Annotated in this window: 15 protein-coding genes; 2 read left to right on the plus strand and 13 right to left on the minus strand. The window is 40.3% G+C overall.

Translation table 11 applies throughout. The features are described 5' to 3' along the window. Positions 1–2: 2 nt before the first annotated feature. From hemH to QZ574_RS01475, 6 genes are all read right to left on the minus strand, one after another. Entirely contained in the window at positions 3–1019 is a 1017-nt protein-coding gene (gene hemH / locus QZ574_RS01450) for a ferrochelatase (protein ID WP_297086011.1), read from the minus strand. Then, positions 1016–2374, minus strand: coding sequence for a protoporphyrinogen oxidase (gene hemG / locus QZ574_RS01455; RefSeq protein ID WP_297086013.1), 1359 nt, complete (start codon positions 2372–2374; stop codon positions 1016–1018). Before hemG ends, hemH begins: the two co-directional genes overlap by 4 nt. 4 nt (positions 2375–2378) lie before the next feature. Next, complete coding sequence (gene hemN, locus QZ574_RS01460; RefSeq protein ID WP_297086015.1) at positions 2379–3755, minus strand: oxygen-independent coproporphyrinogen III oxidase; 1377 nt, start codon at positions 3753–3755, stop codon at positions 2379–2381. Positions 3756–3760: 5 nt separating this feature from the next. Next, positions 3761–4999, minus strand: coding sequence for an MFS transporter (locus tag QZ574_RS01465; protein ID WP_297086017.1), 1239 nt, complete (start codon positions 4997–4999; stop codon positions 3761–3763). 57 nt (positions 5000–5056) lie between these two features. After that, positions 5057–7156, minus strand: a complete 2100-nt coding sequence (locus QZ574_RS01470; RefSeq protein WP_297086018.1) for a TonB-dependent receptor — start codon at positions 7154–7156, stop codon at positions 5057–5059. Between the two features lie 100 nt (positions 7157–7256). Beyond that, on the minus strand, positions 7257–7610 hold the full coding sequence (locus QZ574_RS01475; RefSeq protein ID WP_297086021.1) for a hypothetical protein: 354 nt from the start codon (positions 7608–7610) through the stop codon (positions 7257–7259). Positions 7611–7732: 122 nt separating this feature from the next. Between QZ574_RS01475 and QZ574_RS01480 the strand changes: the two genes are divergently transcribed. After that, positions 7733–9367, plus strand: a complete 1635-nt coding sequence (locus QZ574_RS01480) for an amidohydrolase (protein ID WP_297086022.1) — start codon at positions 7733–7735, stop codon at positions 9365–9367. 651 nt (positions 9368–10018) lie between these two features. Next, positions 10019–11128: an ATP-binding protein gene (locus QZ574_RS01485; protein WP_297086024.1), complete on the plus strand. Its 1110-nt coding sequence runs from the start codon at positions 10019–10021 to the stop codon at positions 11126–11128. Here the strand turns inward: QZ574_RS01485 and QZ574_RS19405 are convergent. The 7 genes from QZ574_RS19405 to dtd form a co-directional block, all read right to left on the minus strand. Continuing rightward, entirely contained in the window at positions 11125–11721 is a 597-nt protein-coding gene (locus QZ574_RS19405) for a methyltransferase (RefSeq protein ID WP_363313238.1), read from the minus strand. The two genes, QZ574_RS01485 and QZ574_RS19405, sit on opposite strands and share 4 nt — an antisense overlap. 82 nt (positions 11722–11803) lie before the next feature. Next, a complete protein-coding gene (locus QZ574_RS01490; RefSeq protein WP_297086026.1) occupies positions 11804–12739 on the minus strand; it encodes an outer membrane beta-barrel protein in 936 nt (311 codons plus the stop codon). Positions 12740–12807: 68 nt separating this feature from the next. Next, positions 12808–13857, minus strand: a complete 1050-nt coding sequence (locus QZ574_RS01495; RefSeq protein ID WP_297086027.1) for a hypothetical protein — start codon at positions 13855–13857, stop codon at positions 12808–12810. 9 nt (positions 13858–13866) lie between these two features. Then, complete coding sequence (locus tag QZ574_RS01500) at positions 13867–14352, minus strand: RNA polymerase sigma factor (RefSeq protein ID WP_297086029.1); 486 nt, start codon at positions 14350–14352, stop codon at positions 13867–13869. Between the two features lie 115 nt (positions 14353–14467). Further along, entirely contained in the window at positions 14468–15487 is a 1020-nt protein-coding gene (locus QZ574_RS01505) for a branched-chain amino acid aminotransferase (protein ID WP_297086031.1), read from the minus strand. Positions 15488–15705: 218 nt separating this feature from the next. Beyond that, positions 15706–16047 carry a nucleotide pyrophosphohydrolase gene (locus QZ574_RS01510; RefSeq protein WP_297086033.1) on the minus strand — a complete coding sequence of 114 codons (342 nt, stop codon included), beginning with the start codon at positions 16045–16047 and terminating at the stop codon, positions 15706–15708. 50 nt (positions 16048–16097) lie between these two features. Continuing rightward, positions 16098–16553 carry a D-aminoacyl-tRNA deacylase gene (gene dtd / locus QZ574_RS01515; RefSeq protein ID WP_297086035.1) on the minus strand — a complete coding sequence of 152 codons (456 nt, stop codon included), beginning with the start codon at positions 16551–16553 and terminating at the stop codon, positions 16098–16100. Positions 16554–16605: the final 52 nt, after the last annotated feature.

The following is a 16605-nucleotide window of genomic DNA, read 5'->3' on the forward strand; positions in this document are numbered from 1 at the left end:
TTTTACTGGTTTGCTGACTTTACGAGGTGAACAAGCGTTTTTACCCAGCTTTCATGGGTGTTTAAACTTTCTACCAATTGCAGTTTTTCGCCACCTTTTTCTAGAAATTCCTCGGCATATTCATAAGCAATTTCAAGCGTTGTTTCCAGGCAATCGGTTACAAACGAGGGAGCAACCACCAAAATACGTTTTTTGCCTTCTGAGAGCTTTTCGGCCAACAATTCATCGGTAAATGGTGTAAGCCAGTTTTTTGACAGGCGCGACTGAAACCCCAGCGAATAATCAGTGGCTGCTAGTTGTAATTTGTTTGCAATTAAGCGGGTTGTTTCATATACTGTTGCCCGGTAACAAAATGTTCCATGTGCCGGTAATGCTTTTGTGCACGAACAGTTTTCAACCCGAATACCCGGATGACATTTTTCCACCTGGCGGTTGGGTAATCCGTGGTACGAAAAAATAATATGATCGAATTGCTTCAGGTCGTGTTCCCGAATCCGCTCAACAAAAGCATCAATAAATTGTGGCTTGTTATAAAACTGGTCTACCTCAAATATTCGGGCTTTTATTCCCAGCTTTTTTATTTCGTTTTTGGCAGCAACAAGCGCTGTTTCGGTGGTAGACATAGCATGTTGTGGAAACAACGGAAGCAAAATAATTTTGCTAAACCCTTTGTTGTTAATTTGTTGAAGGGCAGCTTTATAGCCCGGAATTCCGTAGCGCATTCCCAGAAAAACTTCGTAATCGGTACCCAGTTCGTTTTGTAGTTTTTGGGTCAGTTCTTCAGAAATATATATCAGCGGCGAACCTTTTTTTGTCCATAAGCGCAGGTAAAGTTTGGTTGATTTTTTTACACGAAACGGAATAATAATCAGGTTTACCAGAATTTTTCGTAGCAGCCACGGGATATCAATTACCCGTTTGTCGTTTAAAAATTGCGTAAGGTATTTTTTTACGGCAGGAACAGTTGGCGAATCGGGGCTTCCAACGTTTATTAATAAAACAGCTGTTTTTTTATTCATGAGTAAGTGGTAAAAAAGTTGTTAGCAATAATTCTTCCTTGTTTAATTCTATCGGCCATTCCAATACCGTCGCGCATATTTCCGGCAAGCGTAAGTCCTTTAAATTCTGTCTCTAAATCAGAAATAGCCTGTAGTTTTTGTTCGCTTTCAAAACTGTACTGAGGTATGGCGTATTTGTACCTGAACAGTTCCAATAAATCTGGTTTAAACTGTTTAAGTCCCATCATTTCGCCAACTTCTTTTTTTACAATTTGCTCAATTTCTTGCTTGCTGTACTCAAAAAATTCGGGCTTTTTTACTCCTCCCAGAAACACTGAAAGCAAAGCCCCGTTTTTTGGTGCCCTGTTTTTTAAAAACGAGCCGGGCAGTAAAATGCCCAGCACATCGCGGTTTTCAGCCGAAGGTACAAGCCCGCCAAACGATTGTATGGGTATGCCTTCCCAGTTGTTAAAACCAAGAATCACCTGCGTAATTTTGGCGTAATTCATTTTTTCAATTGCTCCCAGTTTTGCTTTGGGTAAAAATGGAAATAAACTGCGTAATGCATGCGATCCCACCGTAGAAATAACATGTGTAAATGATTCTGAATTAACGGAAAAATGAAATTCGTTGCTTTGTTTTACCTCCAGGTTTTTACATGCAAGCCTGATGTTTTCGCTACCAATATTTTTTACCAGGGCGTTTATTAAATTTTCCAGTCCGTTTTCAACCGAAAAAACCTGTCGGTTGGCTTTGGTTGGTTTGCCGTTTTTTCGCTCGCGATGTTTTTGTATACCTCCGCGTATAAAGCTGCCATAGTTTTGCTCAAGTGCATACAATTTAGGCAAAGCAAAGCGGGTAACCAGCTGCTCGGGGTCTCCGGCATATACCCCCGACAGGAAAGGGTCGACAGCATTTCGCAGAAATGTTTTACCCATTCGCCGGCGAACCATATCGGCAACAGTCTCGTTCGGATTGTTTCCTTTTTTTCGCCAGGGTTCGCCCAGCATCCTTAATTTATCGTGCCAGCTAAATAGCGGTGTTGTTAGGCTTTTAAAGCCACCCATGTGCATTTCGTGCCATTTGTTGCCCAACCAAATCCAACGCGCTTTAGCAGCCTGGTTGGCGTATTCCAGGGTACAATCGGCAGCCAGGTCTTCAAACAGTTCGGCCGCCTCCTCCTGCGACATGGAGCCGGTATTGGGTCCCGATTCGTACACAAAACCATTTTTTTGGTGGGTTTTAATTACACCGCCGGCCCTGTTGTCTTTCTCGAAAACCTGCACCTGAAAACCAAATTTTTGAAGATAGTAAGCAGTGGTTAATCCGGTTAAACCTGCCCCAATAACAGCAATATTTAGTTCCTTTTTTTGCATGATTTTACAAGGCTTTAGAAAATTTCTGCGTAGCATTTCTCATATTCGGATCGAGGCTGGCAGCGATGTTCCGAACAAAGAACCTGCCTTTTTCGCTCACCGAAATGGATTCATTTGTAACGCTTAACAGTCCTTCGTTTACAAAATCCATGAGATGGGATTCGTTGTATGCAATACTTTGTTTGATGTGTTCAGTAGTTGTTTTTAGTACTTGTTCGGCTTCGTGCCACGAGAAGTAATAGTTACACATTACCTCGTTAATTACATGCCTGATAATTTTTTCGTCTGGATTAAGCCGATAACCCTTTTCAATGGTAAATTTTCCTTTGTTAATCTGGTCGACATACACGTTGGTATCTTTGGCATTTTGTGCATAGGCACTTTCCAGCTGGCTAATTCCGGTTGCTCCAAAGGCATACACCTGGCCGGTGGTTTCGCGGGTACAATAGCCCTGAAAATTACGGTGTAAGGTTTTGTTTTTAAAGGCCAGGTTAAGTTCGTCATCGGGGCGGGCAAAATGGTCGAGACCAATGGCATCGTAACCATTTTCAGTCAGTAAACGATATCCAACCTCAAACATGGCCAGCTTTTTTGTGGCCGATGGCAAACCCCGGGCATCCAATATTTTTTGTGCCTTTTTTACCCACGGAACATGGGCATACGAAAAAGTAACCAGGCGGTCGGGCGACAAGCTGATGGCCCTCTTAATGGTTTCTGCAAACGAGTCTTCATCCTGGAACGGAAGACCATAAATAAAATCGAAGTTTACACTGGTATTTTTGTGGCTGCGTATCAAGGCTACCAGTTCTTCTTCGGGAATAACCGAAGCATCGCGGTTTACATTGTATAAAACCTGCTGGTTAAAATCCTGAATACCCAGACTAAAGCGGTTGAATTTTAAGGCCACCAGCCGGTTGATGTAATCCTGGTTAAGCATGGCCGGGTGGCACTCCATGGCAATTTCCGGATTTGGAATATATTCGAAAAGCTCGTGAATCAGGTTCATAATATCCTCAATCATTGCAATAGGCAAGGAGTTTGGCGTGCCACCTCCCCAGTGCACCTGCGAAACTTTTCGCTTTGAATCGAGCAAAGCCCGCACCATTCGAATTTCCTTTTTTAGCGCATCAACATAAACCTGCATTTTGTTTTTATCGCGCGTGAGGTGCGTGTTACAGCCACAAAAATGACAGATTTTCGGACAAAAAGGAATATGGATATAAATGGAAATATTTTGCGGATTTTCCCGGTTCGACTCCTCCAGCACTTTCACATATTCTTCGGGGCTAAAATCAGCTGAAAAAAAGTTGGCCGGAGGATAACTTGTATACCGCGGAACCGGGGTGTTGTATTTTTCTATCAGGTTTTGTGGAATATTCATAGGTACTAATTTACAGCAGCTTGTTCGTTTTCTGTTTCAAAGCGCAGATAAAATGATTTTTTAAAAATAAACGGCAGTAGGGCAAGAATAAGTATTCCCAATCCTATTTCGATGGCAAACAGTCCACGATAGGTAATGGAATCAGCTACTTTTCCGCTAAGTATTGCCACAATCAGGCTGCTTAGGTGGGTAAGTACAATTTGTATGGTAAAGTCGGTTCCTTCGCGGCCTTTCCGAACCACCTGCATGCTCATGGTATACACAAATACCGACGACATGGCATAAGCGCCCCAAAGCAGGGCCACCCCAATGTATACGAGGTAAACGGCATGGTTGGTAAACGTTAAACCAAAAAAGTATGTGGCTACCAAAACATTTATTACTGGAAATATCCAAACGGCTTTTAAAATACCCTTTTTGCGTAAAAACATTCCTGCAGGAATGGTCATTGCCACACCGCAGGCTGTACCGAAAATACCTGAAATGACACCAATTTCTTTGATGTCGTAGCCAAGGTCAACAAAGTACGGTTTAATCATGGTTAAAATACCAATTATTCCGGAGTAAAATAGGAATAGCAGCAACAGGTGGCCGCCAATTTTTTTCTGCCTGAAAAAGTAAATAAATTCCAGTGGCGATACATTTTTTGACGAATGACCGGGCTCTTTGCCATTGCGGGCGTTGTACAAGGCCACCGGAATAAGCGCAAAAAGCACAAATAAACCCAGCGAGCGTAAAAGCCACAACCAGCCCCAGTAGTGGTAAATAATTAGCAAAACGCCGCTACCCATCATTGTTCCGATAAAACTACCGGCCGATTGCATGCTGTTGCCAAGGCTGCGTTCTTTTTTGTTTAGAATTAAAATGGCAAAAGCATCGGTGGCAATATCCTGTGTTGCCGAAGCCGTAAAAGCAATCACCATCAGAATAATTATGGTGGTAAAATCGGTTTGCAGGTTTAAATAGCCGATACACATAATTATCAGTGCATAAAACACCTCTGACGAAATAATCCAACGCCGGTACTGCCTTGTGTTTTTGCTGGTACGATCGACCAACGGTGCCCACAATAGTTTTAAAATCCAGGGGAGTTTAATGAGCTGAATGTAACCAATCGATTCGAGCGAGTAGTTTTCCATACGCATGATTACCGGAATTACGGTAGAGAAAAAACTCATGGGAATAGATTGTGCCAGGTAAAGGCTCAGCAGCGTGTAATATTTTTTTATTTCCTGGTGTTTCATTTTTTAAGAAAGTAAAAAGCAGGATTCATAGTTACAAGTCCTGCTTTTTGGTTTATGTTACAAGGTAATTTTTAGGTTTACCCCCATCGTTGCCGGTCTTCCCTTTTGAGCGTAAGAGTTTTGCAACGATGAAATTTCAAAATAATACGAGTTGTACGAGGTATCAAAAATATTTTTGCCCCAAATATCGAACTGGAATTTACCCGATGTAAATGAAAGTTTGGCATCCATTAAACCGTAATAATCCTGGTATACCGAGTTGTTTAAATCCCAGTAGTGTTTTCCAACACCCCGATACGAAAGATTGGCTACAATTTTATCCAGAAAGCTGTTTTTGAGCTCAACGGTTTTGTTCAAACTGGCATTTATTGTTGAGCGCGGAACGTAAGGAATAAAATTTTCGTTGTAGTTTGTTTCTTCGTCCACCACATAATCAGAAAAAGTAGCGTGTGTGTAACCGTATCCCAACGAAGCTTCCAGATTTTTTACCAAACGAGCCCTGGCAAATAATTCAACACCCTTGCTTACCGATTCGCCGGCGTTTGTTTTCATATTTCCACGGCCTCCCGGCACAGGCACATCAATTTGTTGTTCCTGCCAATCGATGTAAAACAAGGCAGCATCAAAATACAGGCGGTGGTTTAAAGTAGAAGATTTAAAGCCAAGTTCGTAGTTCCAGCTTTGCTCGGCATCATACGACCGGTTTTCTAACACTACTGCCGAGTTGGTATTGAAACCACCTGATTTATAGCCTTTTGATACGGTTGCATAGGTGTTTAATGATTTGTTGATTTCGTATTTCAATGCCAGTTTTGGTAATACTTCAGTAAATGTTTCGCTGTAATCTTCTTCCGAAACTGTGCTCATTGGCGATCCATTCACCGACATTAAAAACAGGTAATCCAGTTCGTCCTTTTCAACATCAAGCCTGATACCTGCTGTTAAGGTGAGGTTCTCAAACAGAAAATCGTTAAAGGTAGACTGGTGAAAAAGGGCATAGCCCGAAATGTCGAATTTACTGCGAATATCTTGTTTCATGTTGGCAGTAAAAATGTCGCCGGTTGTATGCTGATCCATGGTTTGGTAAAAACCATAAGCCCCAAATAACCAGTTGTATTTTTTTTCGCCAAGCGATTTAAATACCAGTTCCTGCGAAAGCATATTTTGAATGTCGCCTGTATTAAACAAGTAAATTTTTGCGGCAGTATAATCCTGGTCGGCAACCATTAAACCATCGTAGTACGAATAGCTTGTGGTTGACAGTATTTCATACTTCTCATTTCGGAATTTTGCCACTAATCCATTGGAAAACAAATCGCGTTCGTAACCATTCTCTTCGTTGATGCTAATATCGTTACTGGTGTTGGTTTCCTTATTGTAAACCGCATACGGAAAGCCAAACTGTTCGCTTTTTTCGTAGGATGTAATGTTTTCAAGGGTAAGTTTTTCGGTGGCTTGCCATACAAAACGAGCACGGCCACTTGCCGAGTACTGGTCGTCTGCCGGTTCGCCGTTATAGGCATTGGTAAAATAGCCGTCGTGTGCCATGTAATTCGCGCTTATTGAAAAACCAAGCTTGTTGTTGAGTTTGTTGTAGTGGTTTACATTTGCATTGTAGTAACCGTGGCTGCCGGCAGCAAGGTTAATGCTGGTTTCATCGGTGTATAAAGGCGATTTGCTGTACACGTTAATAATGCCCCCCATGGTATTTCTTCCGTAAAGCGTTCCTTGTGGGCCACGCAGTACTTCAATCCGGTCGATGTCGAAAAAGTCGAAACCAAAGGTTGTTTTTTCAAAAAAGGGAACATTGTCAACATAAAGTCCAACCGATGGTGTACCCAGACGCGAACCAATGCCCCGGATAAAAACAGGTGATTGTAATTTTGACCCGTAATCCATCATAAAAAAGTTGGGCACACGCGACGAAATATCAGCAATACTGGTAATTTCATCGTTTTCAATCATTCTTGCTGATATCAGCGAAATAGAAGCCGGCACATCTTTTACTCTCGGAACTTCTTTAACAGATTTAACAGTAATCTCGTCGATTAGCACATCGTTTGTTTGGGTGGTGTCGGTTATTACCCTGATATTCTGGGCGTTTGCGATGCCTGTGAAAAGGATTGGTAACACAAGCAGGTAAAAGAATCTCTTCATTTTTGTTTACAGTATGTAATGATGTTAACAAAAGGCACACAGCAATTTTGTTAACGATATTTGAATTTGAACAGGTCTCCTCTCTACGATAGAGAATGAGTTATGCTTTAGCAAATACTGAAGGGGAAGGAGGCGGCCTGCAAAACTGAGATTCAAGTGTAAATTCCTGGGCATAGTGATGGGGCGACTGATGGATTTTCCACTTTTGCTTAATGGTTAGATTGCTGAATTTTTTCAGATGCATCAAATCGATATCGGAAAAGCAGTAAAAAGCCGATGTAATAACACTATTGGCCTCAAACTGTTGAACATGGTATTCAATTTGAATTGATTTTTCGGATACCTGAAGTGTGCCTTCCTGTGTTCGTTCAATTCCAAAAAGCAAAAAATAGGCATAAAACGCAATAAAAGCCAGGTAGGGTAGGTGCGTTGTAAATATGCCGAATGTAAACATTTGTTTTAATTACTTTTTTACACCGGCAAAGATATAAATATATTTAAGGCCATGCCGCTCTGTTAATCTGTTTTAAAATATACCCGAAAAAACTACATTTGTGATTAAGCAACATTTGAACTATGAGATTGTTTGAAGCATTAATACTATTTTTTGTGATGACTGGATGTGTACCAAAACAAAAGGCAGACCTGATTATTAGCAATGCAACAGTTTATACCGTAGACGAGAAATTTAGTGTTGTAGAAGCCATGGCTGTTACTAACGGGAAAATTATTGCAACAGGAAGCTCCGAAGAGATTTTGAAAAATTATGAAACCGATAATTTAACCGATGCCGGGGGAAAATACATTTATCCCGGGTTTAACGATGCCCATTGCCATTTTAACGGATATGCTGTAAACCTGATGCAATATGCTGATTTAAGAGGAACCACCAGCCCCGATGAAATTTATGAACGTTTACAAACGCATTATAAAAAATACGGTGGCGATTGGATTTTGGGGCGCAGCTGGGACCAAAACGACTGGGAAAACAAGGCGTTTCCCGATAAAACCAAACTTGATGAGCTTTTTCCCGACATTCCGGTTTACCTTATTCGTGTTGACGGACATGCAGGGTGGTGCAATTCAAAAGCACTTGAAATTGCCGGAATTACCCCTGCTACCAAAGTTAATGGGGGCGAAATTTTGCTTAAAGATGGTGAACCATCAGGGGTGCTGATTGATAATGCCGAAAGCCTGGTGATGAGACATATTCCTGAAATTTCGGTGGAGCAACAGAAAAAAGGATTGCTTGAAGCACAAAAAAACTGCTTTGCTGTTGGGCTAACATCGGTTACCGATTGTGGCTTAAGCAAAAATACGGTGTTGTTAATGGATGAAATGCAACAGGCCGGGGCATTAAAAATGCGGGTAAATGCCATGCTAAATCCCAGCGACGAAAATTTTGAGTTTTTTGTAAAAAAAGGCAAAGCCTATAAAACCGAACGGTTATTGGTAAATACCATAAAAGTATATGCCGATGGGGCGCTGGGATCGAGGGGAGCACTGTTAATGGCCGATTATGCTGACGACCCAGGCAACCAGGGCTTGCAAATTGAAACAAAAGAATATTACGAACGGATTTGCCAATTGGCTTATGAAAATAATTTTGTTGTAGCCACACACGCCATTGGCGATGGCGCCAACCGTTTAATGTTAGATACTTACGGCAATTTTTTGAAAGGCAAAAACGACAGGCGTTGGCGGATTGAGCATTCACAGATTATTCATCCGGATGATTTTCAGAAGTTTGGAAAATACTCCATTGTCCCAAGCATTCAGGCAACACACTGCACCAGCGATATGCCCTGGGCCGAAGATCGACTCGGCCCCGAGCGGATTAAAGGAGCCTACGCCTATCAAACGCTGTTGCAGCAAAACGGGTGGCTACCCAACGGAACCGATTTTCCGGTGGAAAATATTGAGCCCTTGTACACTTTTTACTCATCCGTTTTTAGAACCGACCACAACAACTGGCCGGAAGGCGGTTGGCATAAACATGAAGGCTTAACACGCGAACAAGCGTTAAAATCAATGACTATCTGGGCTGCAAAATCCTCGTTTGAAGAACAACAAAAAGGAAGTATTGAAACAGGTAAATACGCTGATTTTATTATGCTGGATACCGATTTAATGAAAGCAAATTCACAGGAAGTACTGAACGCTAAAGTAATTGGAACCTGGAGTGCCGGCGAAAAAGTGTTTGGTTTATAGTTTTTCTACTAAATATCCTTGCAGCTGTTAAGCCCTTTGTTAAATCTTGTTATTGAATATAAACAGGCTTTTTCGGGTAAATTATTTGTCGTTTCAAAGGTGTTCGCTTTGTTTTCTAGTTAACGGTTAAAACCTCCGAATTGTATTCGGAGCAGGCTCTGCAATTCCATTGCAGCTACTTTTAGTTTCTATAAATTTCTATTTTAGTTAATGTTGATTTGAGTACAAAGATTTGAGTATTGAAAAAACCTATCGTGTTTTTTCTTCTCTCTCTACTCCCAGCTTTATACTCATATTCTTCTCTTCACTAGGTTGAATTTCATTCATTCCTAAACCTATGTACTTCCAGTGCATAGTGGTTTAGTTGGAGTTTTTGCCTTTGTGTTAAGTTTCTCTTTTTGTTAACACTTTTTTAGTAACCGCTTTTTGATTAACAACACCTCATTAATTGTTGCCTGGATTATAAAATCGTACATTTTAATAATATATATTGATAATGAATATATTTATATATTAAGAAAAAATAAAAGTATATATTTGTAGTTAAAAAATGTAATAATTTTAAAATCAGAGCTTAAACTATTAATTAATTCTTTTGATCAGCGTTTAAAAGCTTATAGTTTCATAAATTCAAGAGAACTTGTAGAGGAATTGCAGGCTGAAAAAAGTGAGTTAATTCTACTTACGGGATTAAAACGTACAGGAAAAACAAGCGTGCTTTTTCAGTATGCCAACAAGTTTGAAAATGATGTATTGTACCTTAATTTTGAGCACCCCGGCTTATACGAGTTCGACCGAAATGATTTTTTTAAGCTTGATGAAATAATTGAGCAAAAAAATGTGAAGATTCTACTTTTTGACTGTATAACTGCCATTAAAGGTTGGTCGTTCTACATCAAACAAAAAATGGATGAAGGCTTTAAAATTGTGCTAACTACATCAAATACACAAGTTTTAAATTTAGAAGAAGGGGCCGGGTTAACCGGACGATACATTCGCCGGGAGCTAATGCCGTTATCTTTTACCGAATATTGCAATTTTTATACTGAAGAAAAGAATGAAAACACCACTGTAAAATACATTGAAGATGGCGGCTATCCGGAAAAATGCAAGCAGAATGATGAGTATTTAAGCCAATTGTTTGATGATATTGTTGTACGCGAGATTGGCATAAACAGAGGGGTACGAGATTTAAAGTCGCTTAAACGGCTAAGTTTGTATTTGCTGCGAAATGTGGGCGAATTGATTACCGCCAACCAGTTAAAAGGTAAACTGGGTATTAAAACCACAACAACAGTAGTTGATTATTTAAACTACCTGGAGGCCGGATTTTTAATGCATTATGTGCCAAAATTTAGCTACTCCTTGCGGAAGCAGGCCATAAATCCACGAAAAGTATACATTGCCGATACCGGTTTTGTAAGTGCAGCAATTTTTTCCGTAGCAGATAAGTTGGATCAATTACTTGAAAACCTGGTTTATTTGCATTTAAAACGACAAAATAACGAAGTATATTATTTCGCAGAGGAGGGCAATACTTGCGATTTTATTGCTTTTGGGAAGGACAAACCTCAGGAGGCTATACAGGTTTGTGCCCATTTGGAACAAGATAAGCTGGAGCAGGAAGTAAAAGGATTGACTGAAGCGATGGATTATTTTGAATTTCAGGAAGGTACGGTGGTTACGCTTAATCAAACTGATACTTTTATCAGAGACAATAAAACCATTCAGGTAATACCGTTTCATCAATTTGCAGGCTAAAAATATCGTCTAACCTGATTACAAAATTTTTGGTATTCCAGGCCATAGTGTTGCCGCATAAATCGTTCTTCTTTTAATATAAACAGGTGCACAACAACAAGCGTTAGCACGGCAACTGCAATAAAAAATGCAGATGGAAACAGCAGGCAATTTCCTATAAACAGTAGGTTGATTGAAAGAAAGAAAGGATTGCGTGATTTCGAAAAAATGCCGGTGGTAACTAATTTCCCCAAATTATTAGGCTGAAGGCCAAAACGCAAAGAATGCCTGAATGCGAGAAGACTAAAGAACAAAATAACATTAGCAACAAGAATGAACACTGCGCCAAAATAATGCAGAGCAGCAGGTATTGCAAGTAACTGATGCATGAAACCCGGTAGAATAGAAAAGGATAGTAAACTAGCGTGAAAAAGTCCTTCCGAAAAATACAAGAGAAAAAAAATGGCAATGGCACCTGTGGTTAAAACAGATTTCAGGCTTTTGTTTTTTGTACTTAAGATTACACCTTTACGTTTCAACCAAACTATCCGAATGGTTAGTTGTAAACAAAAAAGGAGAAATCCGGTGAACCATAAAACGCCAAAAAATTTCATAAAATAAAAATACCTTAAGCTACAATTAATGCAAAAAAATCCCCGGTATTTTTACCGGGGAAACTATTTATTTTGTTTGTCTTTAAATATTCGGGAAAGAGATACCTATCATTAGCGGATAGCCTTCGGGGCCTTTGCTGTCTTTAAATAACGGTGTCATGCTGTAATTGGCAAAAACACAGAAATCGCCAAATCCAATTCGTCCGGTTAATTCGTATTTCCATTGGTTGATGTGGTTACCGCTTTTCGATTTTTCTTTACCCCCTTTGTAGTATTTATATTTGGTGTGCGAACCCAGGTACAAACTACCAATTACGCCACCGGCAAGGTATAAACGCGAACTGCCCATACGAAGCGGGGTTTTTACCTCGAGCATTAAGGGGGCAGTAATGTAGTTTACATGAAGTTTTGATTTTTTTATGCCACGGCCTTCGCTGTCGTTAGGCAGGTAACGCGGTACCATAATGCCATAACCATCCTGTTTTTCAACGGTTACGGGGTCGTTAAAGGCATAGTCGTTAAAGCTAAAGCCAAGCCCGGTAACCACGCCAAAAGTTTTGCGCTCGTTGGTAAAGGCATATTCCATAATATTTAAATTCCAGGTTAAGGATTTACCCGGGTTCAGGTCGAGAAAATCACCGTAATCATCAAATTCTCCGTTATAAATTGAATAATCGGTTTTTGTCATAATGTTTACGCCTACTTCCAGGCCGGCCCAGTGCGGATTAAACCGGCCTGACCATTTCTGGCGATTGACATCTTTTTCAACCTTAACATAGGTTCCGGTGTTGCCCTCAATTACTTTAAAGGTTCGTCGCCCTACGCGAATATGTGTTGTATCGCCCCAGTCGTCGGTAATAACTTCAACGCCTTCGCCAACGGCAACCTGTACTTTATCGTCGTCTTCAATAACTGTTACAACGTTTTTTTTCAGAACTTTTACTTCGGTGGTATCGGTTTGCGCGATAAGATTTGTGGTGAGTGCGCAGCATAAAATCAGAATTACTAAATGTTTCATTGTTGTTTGTTTAAATGTTTCTGCAGCTATGACGGTGTGCCTTTGCAAAAAGTTACAGCGGTAATAAATTATTGGGAATTTACTTTTTTATTCGGAATTGAAAAGGCAAGCAGGCGCGATTCGTAGGTGTAATTCACAACTTTTCCGTTATCGTTCGTTTCGTATTCAAAGCGGTCGTCAGAGATGCTTGAAATAAGATTAAGACCTGCTTTTGAAATATTTCCTAAGTTGAATTTATTTTTTACCCGATCGGCCAGAAGCCATTCATCATTGGGGTTTTCAGTTGGGTAGGAGAGGTACATGGTTGCCAGCGTGGCTTCGGGTTTATTTGTTGAAACAGAAGCATTAATGGTGTTTAGTTTGTTGGGCACAAACAGTGTTGCCCGAATGGCCAGAAGTTCTGAATCACCTGCCTGTGTTTCTTTTCTTTCAATTACTGGTTTTTGCACAGGTTTTATGTAGCCAATTTTTTCAACTTGTTTGGCTGCCATTGTCTGAGTAGTGTGCGCAATGGCACTTTGCTTTTCAGTACCCGGTGCTGTTTCTGTTGGGTGATTTCCTTTTTCAACGGGCTGTTTTTCAATTACTGCAACTTGTTTTTTTGCTACAATTTCAGGTTTTTCGTTGCGTTTTTGCAGGTTAAAAAGTGCCAGTGCTAAAATAAGCACGGCAGCAACACGGCCAGCCCATAGTAAAACTATCCTACCCGGAGCTTTTTTATACAAACGTTTTTTCGGAGTAAAAACAACACTATCATCAGCTATTAACTTGGTTTTTCGGAAGGCTGCGGCTTGCTGTTTCTTCTCGGGATGAGTGGCCAGATAGTTTTCAAAGGCTTTCTTTTCGCTTTCTGAAATATCATTCTCCAGCAAAGCTATGGCAGCATTGTCAAATGTTTCTGCGGCATCAAATTTATTTTTATAAAGTGCTGTTTTCTGCTTAAAAGATACGTTTTCAGTAGCAATTGAAATGGGCTCGTAAAGTTCCAGTTCTTTTTTCAGTTCCGGATGCTGTTTTAGGAATTCAAGAAAGCTGTCAATCATACCTTTATCGAGATTGCCCTCCAGGTAATCAATAAAATAAGCTTCGTAATTTGTTTTGTTAATCTCCTTCATCATCCACCTCCTTTAGGCTACAGCTTCAATGCTACCAATGTATTTTTTCAGAAAAATACGCGCCCTGTAAATGTATACTTTCACCTGCGATTCGCTCAAATTGGTAAGCTCGCCAATTTCCTTGTAATTGTATCCCTCGTAATCGCGCAGCAACACAACCATCCGTTGTATTTCGGGTAGTTTGTTTAGTGCTTCGTTTAAAATTTCTTTTAAATCGGTATAATTGTTTTCATAGCCTTCTTCCTGCAAACTCATGTCATCAGCCAACGACGATCGTTTTTCCTTGCGTATGCGGTCAATCATGGTGTGGTAAGCGGTAGTAAACAGGTACGATTTTGCTTTGGCACCATCTACATTTTTGTGGTTTTTCCACAGTTTTTCATAACTATCCTGAACAATGTCTTCTGCCATGTGCACATCTTTACAGCTTTTTAGCACAAAGCGATACAATCGGTCGGCGTAATTATCTACAGCAAGGTTATATTCGTTTATCGTCATTTGTTTCTGAACCTCGTTCGTATGATACGACGGATAAGTTTTGGGATAGTTACAGCAGAAATAAAAAAAGCTCCGAATTTTTTCGAAGCTTTCATTTATCTGAATATTATTTTGATTATTCAATAATCTCTACCCAGCCATGAGTATCGGGTTCGTCGCCGTACTGAATGGCTCGCAGCTTGTTGTACAATTTTGTCGACCACTGGCCGGCTTCCTGCTGGTCGCCGTATTTAAACCATTTGTCGTTATCAGCATCATACACTCCCTTAATGGGTGAAATTACAGCAGCTGTACCGCAGGCGCCTACTTCCTCAAATTCAGCCAGTTCTTCGTATGGTACTTTGCGACGTTCAACTTTTAAACCCATATCTTCGGCTAAAACAATCAGGCTTTTATTGGTAATCGATGGTAAAATCGAGGCCGATTCCGGAGTAATATAGGTGTTGTTTTTTATGCCGAAAAAGTTAGCCGGTCCGCATTCGTCAATGTATTTTTTTTCTTTACTATCGAGGTAAAGAACGGCAGAGAAACCATTTTTCTTGGCTTTTTTTCCTTCTTTCATGCTGGCTGCGTAATTTCCGCCCACTTTGTATTTTCCGGTTCCTTGTGGTGCTGCGCGGTCGAACTCGCGGTAAATAACCAGGTTGGTTGGTTTAAAACCTTCCGGGAAATATGGGCCAACGGGCATAACAAATACCATAAACAGGTACTCTTCGGCAGGAGCAACACCAATTTGAGGCCCGGTACCAATTAACAACGGACGTATGTAAAGCGCAGCTCCCGATTCGTATGGCGGAATAAAACGTTCATTCATTTTAACAGCCATGCGCACCGCTTCCTGAAATTTTTCAACCGGCGGTTGCTGCATCAGAATACCATCGGCAGAGTCCTGCATACGTTTGGCATTATCTTCCATTCGAAATACTCTTACTTTGCCATCTTTACCTTTAAATGCTTTTAGCCCTTCAAAAGCTTCTTGTCCGTAGTGTAATGCCGTTGCCGACATGTGAATATTAATGACATTCGATGAGCTTACTTCCAGTTCTCCCCACTTGCCGTTGCGGTAATAGCAACGTACGTTATAGTCTGTGTCGCGGTATCCAAACCCCAGGTTTTTCCAATCGAGATTTTCCATTTCTTGCTTTTATATTTTGGTTTTTAAAGCTCGAAAAGCTGCTGTCTGCCTTTCAAAAAGCAAAATAAGGAAATTTTCTGGTTTAGGAACACGATATTCGTCAATGAAAAACACTATGCTTAAATGTTTTATAACTGCTTAATATTTGAGAATAGTAAGATTTTGAAATGAAGTGCTTTGGATTTTTACGAGTTTATTAAGTAAAGAAGCCGTAAAGTTTAAGATTGAAGTTTTTCGTTGTTTTTATGCCGATCCTGGTCGCGGTGCGTTTTTTTTTCGATATTTTTTATAAACGCCTCATTAAGGTCAACACCGGTTTGGTTGGCTAAACAAACCAATACCCATAGCACATCGGCCATTTCATCAGCAAGCTGATATTCTTCGTCTGATTTTTTAAACGACTGGTCGCCAAATTTTCGTGCCATTATCCGCGCCAGTTCGCCAACCTCTTCAGTTAAAATAGCCATGTTGGTTAATTCGCTAAAATAGCGCACACCAATTGTTTTTATCCACTCATCAACCTGTTTCTGTATTTCGGGTAAGCTAAGCTCGTTTGTCATTTGGTATTTATTGGTTGTACTTTATTACGGCAACTTTGTTGTGCCGGTTTTTAAAATTCTTTTTGTTTCGAGTCGATGACAATGGTAACCGGTCCATCGTTTATTAAGGCTACTTGCATCATTGCGCCAAATTTTCCGGTGCCCACTTTTTTACCAAGCGCATTTTCAATTGCGGCAACAAATTTTTCGTACATCGGTACTGAAAAATCAGGTTTGGCAGCACGAATGTATGAAGGGCGGTTTCCCTTTTTGGTAGAGGCCTGAAGCGTAAACTGGCTAACTACAATTACTTCGCCGTTTACATCTTTTACCGAGCTGTTCATTACCCCGTTTTCATCATCAAAAATGCGTAGCTGGGTGGCTTTTTTTACCAGGTAATCAATGTCATCAGCATTATCTTCATTTTCAATTCCGACCAAAATCAGTAAGCCGTATTTTATTGCAGCTATTTTTTCTTTTTCAACCGTAACTGATGCTTCCTTAACTTTTTGAATAACTATGCGCATACTTAGATACTTTCTATGACGAATATAAAAAAATGAAAATAATTTTCAACAT

The organism is uncultured Draconibacterium sp. (genome assembly GCF_913063105.1).
GTDB lineage: Bacteria > Bacteroidota > Bacteroidia > Bacteroidales > Prolixibacteraceae > Draconibacterium.

Excerpts from the sequence above, each read along its gene's own strand:
- hemH (WP_297086011.1), bottom strand. The coding sequence starts at position 1,019 with ATGAATAAAAAAACAGCTGTTTTATTAATAAACGTTGGAAGCCCCGAT.
- QZ574_RS01480 (WP_297086022.1), top strand. The coding sequence starts at position 7,733 with ATGAGATTGTTTGAAGCATTAATACTATTTTTTGTGATGACTGGATGT.
- QZ574_RS01490 (WP_297086026.1), bottom strand. The coding sequence starts at position 12,739 with ATGAAACATTTAGTAATTCTGATTTTATGCTGCGCACTCACCACAAAT.
- QZ574_RS01475 (WP_297086021.1), bottom strand. The coding sequence starts at position 7,610 with ATGTTTACATTCGGCATATTTACAACGCACCTACCCTACCTGGCTTTT.
- QZ574_RS01500 (WP_297086029.1), bottom strand. The coding sequence starts at position 14,352 with ATGACGATAAACGAATATAACCTTGCTGTAGATAATTACGCCGACCGA.
- dtd (WP_297086035.1), bottom strand. The coding sequence starts at position 16,553 with ATGCGCATAGTTATTCAAAAAGTTAAGGAAGCATCAGTTACGGTTGAA.
- QZ574_RS19405 (WP_363313238.1), bottom strand. The coding sequence starts at position 11,721 with ATGAAATTTTTTGGCGTTTTATGGTTCACCGGATTTCTCCTTTTTTGT.
- QZ574_RS01505 (WP_297086031.1), bottom strand. The coding sequence starts at position 15,487 with ATGGAAAATCTCGATTGGAAAAACCTGGGGTTTGGATACCGCGACACA.
- QZ574_RS01495 (WP_297086027.1), bottom strand. The coding sequence starts at position 13,857 with ATGATGAAGGAGATTAACAAAACAAATTACGAAGCTTATTTTATTGAT.
- QZ574_RS01470 (WP_297086018.1), bottom strand. The coding sequence starts at position 7,156 with ATGAAGAGATTCTTTTACCTGCTTGTGTTACCAATCCTTTTCACAGGC.
- QZ574_RS01465 (WP_297086017.1), bottom strand. The coding sequence starts at position 4,999 with ATGAAACACCAGGAAATAAAAAAATATTACACGCTGCTGAGCCTTTAC.
- hemN (WP_297086015.1), bottom strand. The coding sequence starts at position 3,755 with ATGAATATTCCACAAAACCTGATAGAAAAATACAACACCCCGGTTCCG.
- QZ574_RS01510 (WP_297086033.1), bottom strand. The coding sequence starts at position 16,047 with ATGACAAACGAGCTTAGCTTACCCGAAATACAGAAACAGGTTGATGAG.
- hemG (WP_297086013.1), bottom strand. The coding sequence starts at position 2,374 with ATGCAAAAAAAGGAACTAAATATTGCTGTTATTGGGGCAGGTTTAACC.